Raw genomic sequence first — 15,830 nt, 5'->3', positions numbered from 1 at the left:
TGGGTAACCACAACTATAATTGCCTAAGCTTAATTATTAACCAATAACCACTAAATAAACCAAAAGTTAAATTCAATGAAATTATTAAAACAAGCTGTTTATTTATTAACTGCCTTACTATTAATTTCTTCGTGTAATTCCGGTAAAAAACTTATTTTACTCCAGGACCAACAAGCCGATGCCCTGAACCAGCAAAACGAGCTAATTAAATCTTTTACCTTAAAAGAAGCTGACTACCTGATAAAAGAAGAGGACCGCATGATGATTAATATATTCAGCATGACGGAAGAAAGATTTAACTTTTTACAAGACCGGCCCGATGTAGAAGTAACCGTAGACAGCAAAGGTCAGATTGATTTGCCGGTAATTGGTTTAGTAAAAGTAAGCGGCTTAACTATTGCCAATGCCGAAAAGAAAATAAAAACCGCCGCCACCGATTACCTGAAAAACCCCAGAATTGCCATTAAATTGTTAAACTTTAATTATACGGTTATTGGCGAAGTAGGCCGGCAAGGCACCATTAATGCCCTGGACCCTAAAATTAACGTGCTCGAAGCTATTGGCCAGGCCGGTGGTTTTACCGAGTTTGCCGACCGGGGAAATGTAAGATTAATCCGGAGCGAAAACGGTAAAGCCAATATTTACCAGTTAAATGTATTAGAAGATAACTTGTTGTTATCGGAAAAATTCTTTTTGCAGCCCAACGATGTTATTTTGGTAAATCCTACCAAGAAAAGAACCACCAACCAAGAGCGTTTAAGCACCATCAGCATTATTCTCTCTATTGTTACCAGTTTAAGTTTCGTGCTGTTACGGTTTAATAATTAAATTTACTTTTGCCTAAAATGTCGGTACAGGCTCCCGTAAACCAGAAGGTAAACTTATCTAAATACAACAACGATTGGTATAATCCGGGTGGTTCGGCTTTAAAACGCACCATCTGGTTTTTTATCAACGGGCTAATATTTATTAATCCGCTAGTGCCGGTAAATGGCCTTAAAATTTGGTTGCTGCGGCTATTTGGAGCTAAGGTAGGGCAAGGAGTGGTAATTAAGCCTAATGTAAATATTAAATATCCCTGGCTTTTAACTATTGGCAACCACGTTTGGGTTGGCGAAAAAGTTTGGATAGACAGTTTAGCACCCATTATAATACACGATCATGTTACCCTATCGCAGGGGGCTATGCTGCTCACCGGCAGCCATAATTACAAAGCCCAAACCTTTGATTTAATGGTAAATAAAATTATTTTAGAAGAAGGGGTATGGATTGGCGCCCAGGCAGTAGTTTGCCCGGGTGTTACTTGTTATACCCACAGCATATTGGCGGTTGGCTCGGTGGCCACCACCAACCTGGAACCTTATTTTATTTACCAGGGCAACCCGGCCGAAAAAAAGCGAGAACGGATTATTAACGCTTAATTATTAACACCCAATAGCAAGTACCCGTTTATAACAGCTAGCGCAAAATTATAACCCCATAAATTACAATAAATTTTAAGCCAATGTGAAGAAGCATTACCAAAACAAAGATTAAGCTTGGTTTAAAACCTGATTATTACAAGCATACTGTTTTTTAGCAGTTAAATCTTTTTTCTGAACCAGCAGAAAAAAGAAAATTTACAAAAACAGCCGGCATTACGGTTACTTGGCTTGTAAATTGCTGCAACAAAAACAAAAAAATAGAATTACGGCATCTGGTAAAAAGAATTTATTATTATTTAGCTTTTAACAATGGATTTATTGCAACCTCCCCGAGTCAATAAAAAGACCACCTTTAAAAACCGTTTGTTACTGAAAAGATTACTTGCCCACAAATATCTTTTTCTGGTAAGTGTTTTGCTTTTCCTGACAGGCGGCTATTTTCATAACCTGTATACCCCACCCGTTTATATGGTTAAATCCTCGGTGCTGGTAAAAGAAGCAGACCCCGGCCAGACCGATATGGCGCATATTTTATATGAGAAACAAGGCTCTGTGGAGGCTCCACCCAAAAACATGGCCGATGAAATTGCCATTTTAAAATCGTACCCATTTATTTACCGCACCATGCGGACATTGAATTTCCGGGTTTCTTATTACACCAAAGACCGGTTAACTACCCGCGAAATGTATGAAAAACTACCGTTCCGGGTTTCGTTTATAGATTCTACCTTAACCAATACGGTAACCGGCTCCCCTTTCCAGATTACGTTTATCGATAAAAATTATTACACCCTGGAAAACGAAGGTTACCAGTTAACCAAAGAAAATCCGCAATGGAAAACCCAGCACAAGGTGGGCGAAACGGTAACGGTAAACGGCAATCCTATTTTAGTAGAAGTAACACCTGATTTTGACCCGGCCCAGCATGCCCGTAAACCGTTCGAGTTTATTATTCACGACTGGAGCGATTTGGTAATGAGTGCGAAGGCCAATGTTTCTATTTTGTTTCCCGAGAACGAAAGTTCGGTACTGGATATTTATTACGAAACCAGCATTCCGCAAAAAGGCATTGATTTCTTAAATGCTTATACCCAGCAATATATAGATTACAAGTACGAAAACAAAAACAAGGCTGCTACCCAAACCCTCGATTTTATTGACGAACAGCTAACCGCTTTCAGAAGTACATTAACCCAGATTGAAAAACAAAAAGAAGCTTTTAAAGCCGAAAACACTTACTCAGAGGCAAACTCCATGACCGACCGCGGGCTTACAGCTTTATCGGAATTGGAGAATAGCAAAGCTGCCTTAATTGTTAGTGAGCGTTATTACAACTCTATTCTGGAATCGCTCCGGTCAGAGCGTAACTTAGATCGGTTGGTGGTTCCTTCGTCTATTGGTATTAACGATCCGCTTCTGAATAATTTAATAAACCAGTTAGTAGAGCTGCAAATAGAAAGAAACAGTTTCTCAAGTGGTGGCCAAACCAAAAACCCGGTTTACCAGGAGCTTACTATTAAAATAAATAATATTAAAAGAACCCTCCGGGAAAACCTGAACAGTTTACTGGCTTCTAACCGCATTCAAATAAACCAAATTAATTCCCGTAGCCGCACCTTCCAGGAAAGCGTAAATCAGGTACCAAAAGCCGAAAGACAGTTTGTAAACATCGATAGGTTGTATACCTTAAACAGCACTATTTACCAGTTGCTGTTGCAGAAAAAAGTTGAGGCTGGTATTATTAAGGCTTCGGCTACTATCCAAAACCGGGTTATTGAACCGGCTTATAACGAAAGTGGCGCTCCTATTCAGCCTAAGAAAACGAATACTTATATTTTGGCTTTGCTCTTAGGTTTAGGTTTGCCTTTTGCTTTTGTTTGGTTAAAAGGTGCCCTCAATAACAAAATTGTTTCTAAAGACGATGTGATGAGTCTTACGTCGATGCCGGTTTTGGGTACCATTTACCACAACACCACTTCCTCGCCGTATGCCATTACCACCAATTCCAGAACGGCTATTTCAGAGTCGTTCCGGGTGTTGCGGTCTACGCTTAATTCTATGAGTGTAAACAAGTCTTCGCAGGTTTTATTGGTTACTTCTACCAGCAGCGGTGAAGGTAAAACCTTTAACTCCATCAATATTGCTTCATCGCTGGCCCTGGCCCGCAAGAAAACAATATTGCTTAACCTCGACCTCCGGATTTACAGCCAGTTGCATAAATTAATGAAGCAGGAAGTTGGGATGAGTTCTTATTTAAACGGCGACGTGGCTATTAAAGACATTATTTTCCCGACGGATAACCCGATGCTGGATACCATTGCGACCGGCCCATTGCCAAATAACCCCGCTGAGTTAATTCTGGATGACCGGTTCCCGCTTTTAATTAACCACCTGCGCGATAACTACGACTACATTATCATCGATAGTCCGCCGCTGGGTATTGTTTCAGATCCGTTTATTATTGCCCGCTACACCGATTTAAATATTCTGGTAATTCGTCAGAACTATACGCCTAAAGATAAACTGGTTGAGCTGGACTCGATGTACCAAGAAGGCAGAATTAGAAATGTAGGTATTATTTTGAACGACGTACCGGCCAGCAACGATAAATACCAGTACGGTTACTTCTCTGAAGACAAAAAGAAAGTTAAAGCTTTATAAGCATTCACTTCTTACGTTGGGTATAAATAACCGGTAGGCAATATTTTTGCTTACCGGTTTTACCTAAAATATTGTGGTTAAGCTTTTGCATTAGTTTATATAATAAAATTTAAGGCCTTAGGCAAAATCTAATTTAAAAGATTACCTCAGCGCCCCTCCTTGCGGCAAGTTTTTTCTTTTACCCGAATGAGCATTTCTACTCCAACCTTTAACTTAAAAAGTTTTTTAACAGGCCCTGGTTTTTTGAGGTTGGTCTTAGCCTTAATTGTGGTTTTTCACCATAATACCAAATATTTAAAAATAGGCGAGTTTGCGGTATTTGCTTTTTTTATGCTAAGCGGCTACTGGATTCATAAGATGTATAAAGAAAAATACGACTTACTGGAAAGCCCTTATTATTCTTTTATTACTAGCCGCTGGCTCCGCATATATCCTACCTATATTTTTAATTTATTATTAGTATTCTTAATCATATTTGTTTTTAAGTGGTCGCCGGAAGGCTTGCAAGCTTACCAGGAAGGTGGCGATGCCCGTTTTTGGTTTAGCAATATTGCTTTACTCACTTACAACCAATTACCGGTACCGCTCATGTTTCTGGTGCCGGCCTGGTCGCTGGATATTGAATTGCAGTTTTATATTGTATTTCCGCTCATCTTTTTAGCTTTATCCCGCACCAAATCGGTTTGGGTATACCTGGCTTGTTTTTTAATCTCGGTTTTAGCCAATACCGTTTTTCACGATATTTTTAAAGGTACAGTTGTAACGGGTATTCATTTTTTCCTCGTCGGCTCGTTGCTGTACATTACCAATTACAAGCCTGGTAAAAACACCGTGTATATTTCGGCTTTATTATTTCTGGCTTTATTAAGCGTAAACTACCTGCACCCGGGTTTGCGGGCCAATATGTTTGCCAGTAACCGCGACCTGATGTGGCTGGGTATGAACTACCACGAACTATTTAATACTGCGCTGGCCATAGTAATTATTCCAATTCTGGCAGCTAACGTAAAGCAACCCAGTCCGCCCACCGACCGGCTAATGGGAAATTTATCTTATGATATTTACCTGTTTCACTGGGTACTGGCACTGCCCTATAATTTCTTTTTTGCGCACCTGCCGTTTGGGCAACGGTTGCCGTATTTCTTTATTTACTTTTTAATAACCCTGGGGGGCAGTTATCTTATTTACAAGTTTATTGATGAGCCGGTAGAACGCCTGCGCAAAAAATGGCTGAAAGAAACGAAAAAGCCGGTAAGCCTGGAAGTACAAGAAATAAGGTAACCTTAATTAAGCTATTTGTCAGCGGCATATTTGCCCCAATGCAGCATTCATGAAAACACCTGAAATTATATCATTTCATCCGGGGAAACAACATAATCTGGAACAAGCGTACCAGTTAGCCAAATCGTTTAAAAATTACAAGCATATAACCAGCCTGTATTTTGATGCGCAAACGGTAAAGTTCTGGGAAAAAGTATTGCCCAAAGTGGGCGCCAATCTAAAAAAGCGGTCGGCACCTTTGGCCGGCGCATTCGTAGATACCAATCCCTTACTGGAAGTTAAAATGCTGCTGAAGCGCAAGCTGGGTTATAAAGCCAAAAACGCCGATTACCTGGACCGGAACGAGAACTTTCAGGAATGGATTATTAGAAATTATGCGCCGCCCAAAATTTGCATTGGCTATGATACCTCCAGTTGGGTAGTTTTCGAAAAATGGAAAAACAAGTCTTTCCTGGTATTAGATTTATCAATTGCTATTCCGCAGTATAAATTAACCCTGGCCAAAGAATATAATTCGGATGCCGAATTTATTTATAACCAAACCAAAGACGATGGCCCGAGCTATGATATTTATACTAAAGAATTAGAACTAGCCGATTTAATTCTCTGCGGCTCTGAGTTTGTGCGGGATTCGTGTTTATCGGTGGGTACCGATCCGGCTAAGCTGGTAGTACTCCCCTACGGTGCCGATTTAAATAAATTCAGCAACAAAGAAAGTCAGCTACAAAATGAGGGCAAACTAAAAATTGCTTTTATTGGGGCGATTAATTACCGCAAAGGAGCCGATGTGGTGTTAAAAGCCTGGGGAAATATAGTAAAAGAATTTCCGCAAGCCGAGCTTCATTTTTACGGCAACGTGCAGATGGAAGTATCTGCAACGGTGGAGCGGGTAGTTTACCACGGCTTCATTCACCAGGATAGTTTGGTACAAGAGTTAAAAACTGCTCAGATATCTATTTTACCTAGTTTTTTAGAAGGCAGTTCGCTGGCTATTTACCAATCAATGGCTATGGGTTTAGCGGTAATTACCACGCCCAACACCGGCAGTATTATCGAGCATAACAAAAACGGCTTACTGGTGCGTTACGGTTCGGTAGCGGAAACCACCGATGCGCTGCGCCTGCTCCTGCAAGATAAATTACTACGAACCCGGCTGGCAACAACCGCCCAGGCCGATATTCAGGAATATTCCTGGGATACTTACGGTAATAAGTTAAACAGCTTGCTCCAGAGTGTACTGCAAAAACAGCGTATTTTAAAGTAATATTATTTGGCTACTAACCCGAAAAACAGTTACCAATATTAATAACAGCAATATATATTAATGCAAACCGCAGCAGAAACGATGCTGACTGCGCTTACCGGCAAATGGCAATTTTATAGTTACCTTTACAGCACCAAAATTACCCGACCGACCATTTTATTATGAGTGAATTATTTTTGTATTTATTTTTTTTCCTGTGCGGCGGCCTCTTTCTGAAAACAGTTCTGGAGCCTCGGCTCATTTTTGAATATCCTTATTTTCTGGCTGGTATCTTTATTATTTTTCTGGTACCCCAAATGATTATTCTGTACAACCAACCCTACCTGGTGCCCAACCGGAACTTAACGCCTATTTTTAGCATGAGTTTTTTATGTCTGGCCATGGGTACGCTGGGGTATTACGTAGCGCCGGCTATTAAACTCGGGAATAATTTAAATGTACCGCTAAACCTAAATAAGCTTAAAATAATTGGCGTGGTGTACATGCTTTTGGGCTATTTCTTTCTTTTCCTGATTAATCGCGAATTAGGTAACTCCGAAGAAGTAGAAACGCAGCTATCCGGTTCGGTTACCATATATTTTATGTTCTTTAACGTAATTTATATTGCCTTTCCTATATTTCTCTATTTTAGTTTCCGGAAGCCCAGTTTTATTAATATTTTCTTAACCGTATTATCGGCTTTACCTACCTTAAACCTTATTATTTTTGCCGGCCGCCGCGAACCAACTGCCCTCTTTGTACTATCTATTGCCCTTACCATGTTTTACCAAAGAGGGTTTACGCCGCCACGGGCCGCAATTGTAGGCATTATTGTTTTTGCCATGTTAATTATTCCGGCCATTGGCGATTACCGCGAGAAAGCCGAAGAAGACCCCTGGCTGGCCCTTACCACCTTAGATTTACAAAAAAGTTTTAAAAATTACTTTAAAATAGAAGAAGATGAAGTGCTGGAACTGGCAGTAGCGGCGCACGTACTGGACTCTTACTCTTTCCACGGCGAATATACCTACGGCGCGAGTTACTGGAACGAAATGGTATTCAGGTATGTACCCGGCCAGTTATTAGGCACCGACTTTAAAGAATCGCTGTACATTGGCGAACGATCCGTAATATACCGCAACGGTTACGAACGGCCGCCTGGCATTACCATTACCGGTTTGGCCGATAGTTTTCAGCAGTTTAGTTACTTTGGCTTTATTTTCTTTTTCTTTTTAGGGGGCCTATTCCGGTATTTATGGAAATTATCGGTAGAACATGGCAACTTGCTGGTGCAAATATTGTACATGCTCTGCTTTATTCAAGCCTTGCTGTCGGTGACGCACTCTACGGTTGTTTTCTTGCCCGGTATATTTTTTAGTTTTATTGCCCTTTGGGGCGCGGCGTTGTATGCAAAAGCCGAAACCGAAGATTAATTTTCAGGGGTGTGAATATTATTTCATTACCTGATTTAAGTTGCATCATGGTTTTGCCTGTAACTTCCCGTTTCATTAAAATTTAAATATTATTTCTTCCGAATGAAAGTAGCGGTTTTATTTGACCGGTTTGGTCCTTATCATATTGCCCGTTTAGAAGCCGCAGCTAAATATGTAACGGTTATTCCCATAGAAGTTTCCGGCGAAACCAGTGAGTACCAATGGGACAAAGTGGAAAGCAAAGTGCTGAAAAACCGCATTACGCTATTTGCTCAAAAAGAAAGCACTTCTATACCGGCCATTCAGTTGCGTCAGACTTTGGCCCAGGAGTTAAATAAAGTAAAACCCGATGTTGTGGCCGTTAACGGCTGGTCCGATAGGTCTGCGTTGAGTGCGCTGGCGTGGTGCCTCGAAAACAAGGTACCGGCCGTAGTAATGAGCGAGAGTGCTGCCGGTGACGAAAAGCGCAGCTGGTGGAAAGAATTTATTAAACAAAATATTGTTAGCCGGTTCTCGGCCGGTTTGGTGGGCGGCATCCGGCACGCCGATTACCTGCAGGAATTAGGCATGCCCAAACCAAATATTTTTATTGGCTACGATGTAGTTGATAATGATTATTTTCAGCGCGAAGCCGATAAAGCCCGCAGCCAGCGCGCTTTTTGGCAACAGCAAAAAAATCTTCCAGAAAACTACTTTTTAATTGTAAGCCGCTTTATCCAGAAAAAGAACTTACCCTTTGTTATAAAAGCTTACCACGATTACCTGAAAAATGCCAACGGCCAAGCCTGGGATTTATATATCCTCGGCGATGGACCATTAAAACCGCAGTTGCTGCAATTAACAAATGAGTTGGGCCTGCAACACAAAGTACATTTTGAAGGATTTAAGCAGTACAACGAATTACCTATATATTTTGGCTTAGCTAAAGCTTTTGTGCATGCCAGTACCACCGAACAATGGGGATTGGTAGTAAACGAAGCCATGGCCGCCGGTTTACCGGTGGTTATTTCGGAGCGTTGTAATTGCGTACCAGAGTTGGTACATACGAGCCGCAACGGCTACGTTATTGACCCCAACAACCAGCAAGCACTTACGCAAATAATGACCTCGCTTTCTAATGGCCAGGATAACCCGGAAAAAATGGGACAGGAAAGCCGAAAAATTGTAGCCACGCTAAACGCAGATGCTTTCGGGCAGGGAATCCGGAATGCTGCCCAGGCAGCCCAAAATACCCCCCGGAAAAGAATGGGCTTACTTTCAAATTTCCTGCTGAAAAGAATGATAAACCGGTAAAATATTGCCTTTAGAACTTACTATTAATTTTACAACACCATGACCGTGTCTTTTGACCGGCCATTTGCTTTTGAAAAAATGCTGCTCAAAATCAGGAACGGTGCAGGTCAGTATAGCAGTTTAATAAAAGGCTATATATTGTCACTAGGCTTAAAGCAAAGGAAATATTTCTCTACTCCCGCTTTTTAGCTTTGGCTTCCAGTACCATGGCATCAATTAAAAAACGGAACCAGAACCCCTGGAGTAAATGGAAAACCAACCCTATTTTGCCATCTAAAAAGCCTAGCTTAAAAAAGTAGCGGTAAAAGAAATATAAGAAGCTGCGCATAAACAACGGCGATTTCTGAAAAACTTTACTCTTAAACCACCGGCGCCGCTCAATTGGCGTCCCGAATAAATTAGCTTTTACATCGCCTTTTTCGGTGGTGGCCGAAATAATTTCGCTGGCTTCGAAAGCTGCCCAACGGGCATGGCCCATGGTAAAGTTCTGCAGCGTATCGGTTACAGTATCAATAATATCGGTACCGGCTTTCACTACTTCGGTTACGCCATCAACAACAAAGTGCTGGTCGTAAACTTTGTCTTCGCATTTGCCTTTGGTGGTGCGGTACAGCCGCAAATGATAATTCGGGTAATGACCGCCGTAACGAATCCATTTACCTAAAAACATAGTTCTACGGCTAAACATATAACCATCTACCTGGCGGGTAGGGTCAAAATTATTATTTAACCACTGCACCAGTTCGGGGGTAAAGCGCTCGCCGGCATCTAGGTGAAATACCCACTCGGTATTGTACGGGTTATTGGCTTGCGCCCAGTTGCGTTGTCGCGAATAATTTTCGAAAGGATTTTGTTTATAAGCCAAGCCCCGCTGCTCTATAATTTCTAGAGTGCGGTCTTTAGAGCCGGAATCCACAACAAAAATGGGAGCCTCTACCCCGTTCAGGCTGTCTAAACAAAGCGGTAAATTAGCCTCCTCGTTAAAACTAAGAATGATTATGGTAAATCGTGCATTCATATCTTCACACCAACCAGCTAAACCATGAACTAGATAAACTGGTTGCTCCTGTTTTACATTAAATCAGTAACCTGCCTGTTGTTATTAATCAAATAATATTGTTGCGGGAGCCTGGCCGCCATTGGCCACCCACTCGTAAACCTGTGCCATTTGCTGGGCAATTTTATCCCAGGTATATTTCTGCAGTACCAGGTCGTAGCCGTTTTGCCCTAATTCCTGCCGCTGGTCATCGGTTAACGAAAACAAGTGCTGTAGTCCGGCCGCAATGTTGGTAGGGTTTGGTTCTATTTTAATGGCCGCATTGGCCTCGTAGCCTTCGGGTATATTACAGGCCGGCGTTATTACGGCCGGCACTTTGTAAGACCAGGCCTCCAGAATGGCCATCGGTAAACCCTCACTCAACGAAGGTAAAATAAATGCATCGGCGTGCGTAAAGGCCAGGTGCTTTTCCTGGTTAAATAACGGCCCCGTAAAGATAATACTGTTTTCTAAACCCAGCTCCCGTACTTTGTTCTTCAACGATTGGGCATATTCATTATCGCCCCAGCCCGCTATTACCAGGCACCAATCCGGGTGCTGGCTTAAGGTTGCCCAGGCTTCCAGCATATTTTCGATGCCTTTTTTGGGGTGCAAGCGGCTAATGAATAATACTACTTTGCGGTTATTTGTTTGCGCGTACCAGGCCGGCTTTTGCGTTACGGGTTTCGTATCGGGCAAATCTACCCCATTCGGAATAATACTTACCGGATTGGTTAGCCCAAACTTACGAATGTCCTGGTATTCTTTGTAGGTATGGGCATGTATGCAGTTCGCGTTTTTCAGGCAACGCCCTTCGTACAGAAACGTTACGATCTTCTTTTTCCAGCCGGCATTTTGCAAAGCCCAAGGCTCCAGCATGCCGTGTATGGTAACCACGTAAGGCTTACCTGCACTAAACCAATGATTGGTAACCACGGAGGTATACATCCAAAGTACCTGCAAATGACCAACCTGGCAATTGCTTTTAACTACGGCATTTTTAAGCGCCGGCGAATACCGGAATGCGTGCGGACCAATAGAAGGATAGGTATAAACCTTAATAGATTCCCAGCGAGGTAAATCATGCTGGGTATTTTCGTCGTTCTGCCCGTAAACCTCTACTTCGCAACCCACAGCGGTTAGCGATTTTGCCAAGGCTAGCTCTACTTCAAAAATCCCACCGGAGCTTCTGGAAACAGACGGCGTAATAAAAGCAACTTTCATTAATATGCGTTATCCTGGTTTAATACTGCGCCTAAGTTTTGCAATAAGGCTTTGTATTAAAAGGTAAATTTATTATTTGTAAAAATTTAAGATTGATAGCGCCAAGTAATTTGCCAGGCCAATTTTAGATGTAAGATTACTAATTTTTTCTTTTAATTCAGAAGAATATTGTAATTAAAATATATTTCTTTCTGTTTTTGCTTGCTAACGTTAATTCTTAAGGCTGTGAAACTTAAATTGTTTAGTTATAAGCGTCAATAGTAAATATTAAAAACACTATAAAACGCTTTCCCGACTTTCTGTTTTAAAATTACAGCAAACTTCTAATTTCCAGAATTGCTTAAAATAACCAGCGCCCTGCAATTTAAATCTTAAGGCAATAACGAACGCTTCAAAAATTTATTAACAGATATACTATTTTAAATATATTAAATTTAAAATATTACAATTTTATCCACCCCTTCTTCAAAAATCTTTATTTTTAATCTATCAGCTTGAATAAAAGGCAAAAAAGCCCTTATTTTACCATCTAACTGGATTTATAGTTTATTTTCTGTAACTAATTTTAAGCCGGAACAGTTTAAGCGAAGTAAAATCTGGAAGTGTGCTCTTTTTAACTTAGCAAACACGCAAAAAAAGCACCTTCAGATTAACAAGGATTTTTCAAAAGCCATGCCGCCTAAGGTTCTAAATTATATAGAACCGGAAGAAGATTCTCGTTTAAAGATTGGATGAATCTGTCAGGACTAATCCTTATTTTGAAAAAGCTATGAATGATCAAAACTTAGTGGCATCTAAAACCCAATTAGATGATTTACTTACCGTTATTATTTCTACCAAAAACCGCTGGCCCGATTTACAAAAAGCCCTTTTAAGCCTTAGAAATCAAACCCTTAAACACCAGGTGCTGGTTTTAGATGATAATTCTGACGATGGCACTTATGAAAACGTAAAAAATCTGTTTCCGGAGGTAACCTTACATTCTTATACCGAATCGGCCGGGTACATTGTGCGCCGGAACGAGGCGGTTAAAATGGCCAAAACACCTTACGTATTATCTATTGATGATGACTGTGTTTTAGAAAATCCTACCATTTTATACCAGATTGCTGATTTTTGTGTTGAGAATAATTCCGCCGCAGTAGCCTGGCCTTACATAGATGCCAACTTATCGCCGGAGGTGCACGATGTAGCCCCCAACGATGGCTTATGGCAATCGCATTCGTTTAAGGGCTGCTCTTTTGTGGTTAAGCGCGATATATTTTTACAAGTAGGCGGCTTTAGAACTTCTTTCTTTCATCAGGGCGAAGAAGAAGATTATTGTATCCGGTTGCTGGACTTGGGTTACCCGGTATTTTTAGGGAAAGGCAGCGCCATTCATCATTACGAATCGCCGAAACGTAGCTGGGACCGCATGGATTTTTATGGCAGCCGCAACCTTATGCTGTTTGCCATATTTAACGTGCCGCTAAAATATTTACCTATTCAGTTAGCGGGCAGCGCTATAAAAAGTTTTATGTACGGCTTTAAAATTAAGCGGCCTTACCAAAAAACCCGGGGCGTATTGTATGGCTTTCTGGATGGGCTTAAACTGGCCATGAAAGAACGCAAACCAGTTTCTACGGAGACTTATTTAAAATACCGCGAGCTTAAAAAACATTATCAGCCCTACGCGTAAAAGCGCCAATATCACCAACTAATCAAAAAAAGCAAAAGCGGGCTGCCAGATACAAAATATCCGGCAGGCCGCTTCCCGTTTATACAACCAGTTAATTTTATCTAACTAATACCATTATTAAACAGGTCCTGCGCTTAGGTGTTTACTACTAGGTCATCCTGAGCTTGTCGAAGGATCTATCATAACTAAATAAAAGTAGATTCAGCTATTTCGACAGGCTCAACAGGACCGCTATATTTTAACCGCACTACCTAAATAATATTGGTACAATAATAATATTGGTACAATAAATCTACTACCGCAAAAATCAACCAATAACTGCTTAAACAGCGGCAGTAATAGATCGGGCCCTGAATATCCCTGTGGTATCAATTAAAAACTCCTTCAGGCGTACTTTCAGGTATTTAAATACGTCGGGTTTGTTAAGCTTAAAGTCAACGTATTTTTGCTGGGTGGCGTACGGCGAAAGCCGCAGGTAATCATGATAAATATACCTAAGGCGGTTAGTACAGGTCATGAGCCAAGGCTTATTTTGGGTCGTATAATGAATTATTACCTTATCCTGGATAAAAGCATCAAACTCCTGGCGGGTTAGGTATTTGGGGATGTCGTAAAAAGTAATGTTAAACCGGTTACTTACCTTTACAATATTATTTTGCAGCAAAGCATTTAAAGCATCCTGGTCGGCCCACTCAATCCGCTCCGGAAAATCATGCAAGTATTGCAAAGCTTTTTCCAGAATGTGCTGGCTTTTCCACAGCTCTGTGTTTATCAGCATTACGCCCGCATTAAAATAATGGCCTGCTGTATTTATGCCTAAATCGGGGCGCAAGCTTATTTTGGCATCAAGGGCGGCCGCGGCTGGTACTGCATCTACATTAACCCGGTACAGTTCTGCCAGGTTTCCCACTACCACGGTATCGGTATCAATGTAAAGGAGTTTTTTTATTTCCTGGGGTACCAGCGATGGGAAAAACAACCGGTAATAAGTAGCCGCTGAAAAATGCACATTATCTGGCAATACCAGCGTTTCTACTTTTGCTTTATCTAGTTCGTAAAAAAAAATCTGGCTTTGGTTCTGCTGAACAAAACGGGTTATTTTTTCCCGTTCGCGGGTATCTACGCCGGCGGCAATGGCGTGCAATACAATTTTATTCTCTTTGTTATTCTTAAAAATAGAAGTTATTAATACGTAAAAAGGAATAATAAAATTTTGGTCGAAAGCTAACGCTACGTGTATTTTGTTTTCTGGCACTACCATTTCAATTCTAAATCAATCACTAAAAACAAATTTAAATTAAAAGCGCTTTAATCAGCTTAAAATATTTACAAAACCTAGCCTTACACTCAATTTTAAAAGAATAAGCTTTTTTTAACGAAAGTAGCTACGCTCCACAGGGCCGGGTTCATTTTTTTACCCACTAGCTTTTTAATAATTTGCTTCGCCTCGTGCTCCAAGTTTCCCATACCTAATAAAGCAGCAAAACGCGCCTGTTCCAGCAAAGGTTTAGATTGCCACTGCCGATACCGTTGCATTACCGGCCCGGTTAAAGCTTCTACCCAAGCCTGGGCAATAGTTTCTTCGGTGTATAAAGCTGCTTTTCGCTGGCCATTCTGTACCAGTTTAGCATACAAAGCAGGGTTATCGCGTAATTTTAAAATAGCAGCTATTGCTTCGTCGGGGGTGGCCGCCAGCAAATAATCTTCGCCGGGAGTTCCTACTTGCTTAAAAGCCGAATCGTGCCCCCCGATAAACGGTATATTGGCGTGCCAGGCACCAAATAATTTAGTAGGAGGTTTGGTATTGAAGGGCTGCTTATCAAAACTGCGGATTCCTACCAATATATCTATGGTGCTTAAATCGTGCCAGGAGCCGCCCGCCAACGTAACAAATTCTATCTGGTGTGGCTCCAGTAAGCTCTTCCAGGTATCGGTAGTTCCGGCTAAATTGCCGTTAAAAGCTTCGCCGGCGTAAGCTACCCGCTTAACGCTGTTGCGGGCTGCATCTCTTTTTATAAGGCCGGGCTGTACCCAGTGCGGCAAAAAAGATACGTTATGACCTAACTGATTTTTATTTTGCACCAAATGATAATGTGCCCAGCGACGGCCCGGATAATCGGCTCGCACACACACAATAAACGCCGAAGAATCGCCTCTTTGCTGCAACAACTGGTCGGAATGAATAATATTAATGGCACCCGGCAGCATCCGGTTAGATAACTGAATAGGTAACTTGCTGCGCTTTAACAGAATATGGTAGGTTTGCAGGCACCAGTTTAAATCCCCACGGGTATATACTTTTACGGCAGATTCGGCATCGAGGCGCAAATATTCAGCTAGGGCAACATCTGAACAATCTATTACAAAATTAAACCTGGGGGAGGTCATGAACTAAATTAAGGTTGTTAGTACAGATTGATTTTGACAAAAGGCAGGCATACACAGTACTCCTGAAAATACAAATCAGCAATTAAGCTGAATGAAACGTAATAGGTTTACCATAAAATATTCTCTTCAACTATTAAGCGCAAGCCAATTTTTTTATTAAGTAAACAAA

General features: G+C 41.3%; 12 protein-coding genes. 8 read left to right on the top strand and 4 right to left on the bottom strand.

Annotated features, from left to right (window positions below):
* The first annotated feature begins 75 nt into the window (after window positions 1-75).
* From F0145_RS04525 to F0145_RS04495, 7 genes are all read left to right on the top strand, one after another.
* The gene (locus F0145_RS04525; RefSeq protein ID WP_150087107.1) at window positions 76-828 is read left to right on the top strand and encodes a polysaccharide biosynthesis/export family protein; all 753 of its coding nucleotides are present in this window, start codon (window positions 76-78) and stop codon (window positions 826-828) included.
* A gap of 17 nt (window positions 829-845) precedes the next feature.
* Window positions 846-1,421 carry a WcaF family extracellular polysaccharide biosynthesis acetyltransferase gene (locus tag F0145_RS04520; protein WP_150087106.1) on the top strand — a complete coding sequence of 192 codons (576 nt, stop codon included), beginning with the start codon at window positions 846-848 and terminating at the stop codon, window positions 1,419-1,421.
* Window positions 1,422-1,787: 366 nt separating this feature from the next.
* On the top strand, window positions 1,788-4,085 hold the full coding sequence (locus tag F0145_RS04515; protein WP_190277470.1) for a GumC family protein: 2,298 nt from the start codon (window positions 1,788-1,790) through the stop codon (window positions 4,083-4,085).
* Between the two features lie 243 nt (window positions 4,086-4,328).
* Window positions 4,329-5,366 (top strand): acyltransferase family protein, encoded by a 1,038-nt coding sequence (locus F0145_RS04510; protein WP_190277469.1) that lies wholly within the window; start codon window positions 4,329-4,331, stop codon window positions 5,364-5,366.
* A 49-nt stretch (window positions 5,367-5,415) separates the two neighbouring features.
* Window positions 5,416-6,630, top strand: a complete 1,215-nt coding sequence (locus F0145_RS04505; RefSeq protein ID WP_150087103.1) for a glycosyltransferase family 4 protein — start codon at window positions 5,416-5,418, stop codon at window positions 6,628-6,630.
* A gap of 161 nt (window positions 6,631-6,791) precedes the next feature.
* Window positions 6,792-8,042: a hypothetical protein gene (locus F0145_RS04500; RefSeq protein WP_150087102.1), complete on the top strand. Its 1,251-nt coding sequence runs from the start codon at window positions 6,792-6,794 to the stop codon at window positions 8,040-8,042.
* A 102-nt stretch (window positions 8,043-8,144) separates the two neighbouring features.
* Entirely contained in the window at window positions 8,145-9,335 is a 1,191-nt protein-coding gene (locus F0145_RS04495) for a glycosyltransferase family 4 protein (RefSeq protein WP_150087101.1), read from the top strand.
* A 172-nt stretch (window positions 9,336-9,507) separates the two neighbouring features.
* Here F0145_RS04495 and F0145_RS04490 read toward each other — a convergent pair whose 3' ends face one another.
* Both F0145_RS04490 and F0145_RS04485 read right to left on the bottom strand, forming a co-directional pair.
* The gene (locus tag F0145_RS04490) at window positions 9,508-10,353 is read right to left on the bottom strand and encodes a glycosyltransferase family 2 protein (RefSeq protein ID WP_150087100.1); all 846 of its coding nucleotides are present in this window, start codon (window positions 10,351-10,353) and stop codon (window positions 9,508-9,510) included.
* A gap of 84 nt (window positions 10,354-10,437) precedes the next feature.
* Window positions 10,438-11,595 carry a glycosyltransferase gene (locus F0145_RS04485; protein ID WP_150087099.1) on the bottom strand — a complete coding sequence of 386 codons (1,158 nt, stop codon included), beginning with the start codon at window positions 11,593-11,595 and terminating at the stop codon, window positions 10,438-10,440.
* Between the two features lie 769 nt (window positions 11,596-12,364).
* Here F0145_RS04485 and F0145_RS04480 point away from each other — a divergent pair.
* Entirely contained in the window at window positions 12,365-13,273 is a 909-nt protein-coding gene (locus F0145_RS04480; RefSeq protein WP_150087098.1) for a glycosyltransferase family 2 protein, read from the top strand.
* 322 nt (window positions 13,274-13,595) lie between these two features.
* Here the strand turns inward: F0145_RS04480 and F0145_RS04475 are convergent, their stop codons facing one another.
* Both F0145_RS04475 and F0145_RS04470 read right to left on the bottom strand, forming a co-directional pair.
* Window positions 13,596-14,534, bottom strand: coding sequence for a glycosyltransferase family 8 protein (locus tag F0145_RS04475; RefSeq protein WP_150087097.1), 939 nt, complete (start codon window positions 14,532-14,534; stop codon window positions 13,596-13,598).
* A 92-nt stretch (window positions 14,535-14,626) separates the two neighbouring features.
* On the bottom strand, window positions 14,627-15,661 hold the full coding sequence (locus tag F0145_RS04470; protein ID WP_150087096.1) for a glycosyltransferase: 1,035 nt from the start codon (window positions 15,659-15,661) through the stop codon (window positions 14,627-14,629).
* Window positions 15,662-15,830 lie beyond the last annotated feature (169 nt).

Source organism: Adhaeribacter rhizoryzae, assembly GCF_008629685.1.
Taxonomy (GTDB): Bacteria; Bacteroidota; Bacteroidia; order Cytophagales; family Hymenobacteraceae; genus Adhaeribacter; species Adhaeribacter rhizoryzae.
Note: the sequence above shows the minus strand (reverse complement) of the source record. Positions and strands in the feature narration are given on the sequence as shown.

Bases quoted from the DNA above. Each gene is read 5' to 3' on its own strand.
- F0145_RS04525 (WP_150087107.1), top strand. From the start codon at position 76: ATGAAATTATTAAAACAAGCTGTTTATTTATTAACTGCCTTACTATTA.
- F0145_RS04520 (WP_150087106.1), top strand. From the start codon at position 846: ATGTCGGTACAGGCTCCCGTAAACCAGAAGGTAAACTTATCTAAATAC.
- F0145_RS04505 (WP_150087103.1), top strand. From the start codon at position 5,416: ATGAAAACACCTGAAATTATATCATTTCATCCGGGGAAACAACATAAT.
- F0145_RS04500 (WP_150087102.1), top strand. From the start codon at position 6,792: ATGAGTGAATTATTTTTGTATTTATTTTTTTTCCTGTGCGGCGGCCTC.
- F0145_RS04495 (WP_150087101.1), top strand. From the start codon at position 8,145: ATGAAAGTAGCGGTTTTATTTGACCGGTTTGGTCCTTATCATATTGCC.
- F0145_RS04490 (WP_150087100.1), bottom strand. From the start codon at position 10,353: ATGAATGCACGATTTACCATAATCATTCTTAGTTTTAACGAGGAGGCT.
- F0145_RS04485 (WP_150087099.1), bottom strand. From the start codon at position 11,595: ATGAAAGTTGCTTTTATTACGCCGTCTGTTTCCAGAAGCTCCGGTGGG.
- F0145_RS04480 (WP_150087098.1), top strand. From the start codon at position 12,365: ATGAATGATCAAAACTTAGTGGCATCTAAAACCCAATTAGATGATTTA.
- F0145_RS04475 (WP_150087097.1), bottom strand. From the start codon at position 14,534: ATGGTAGTGCCAGAAAACAAAATACACGTAGCGTTAGCTTTCGACCAA.
- F0145_RS04470 (WP_150087096.1), bottom strand. From the start codon at position 15,661: ATGACCTCCCCCAGGTTTAATTTTGTAATAGATTGTTCAGATGTTGCC.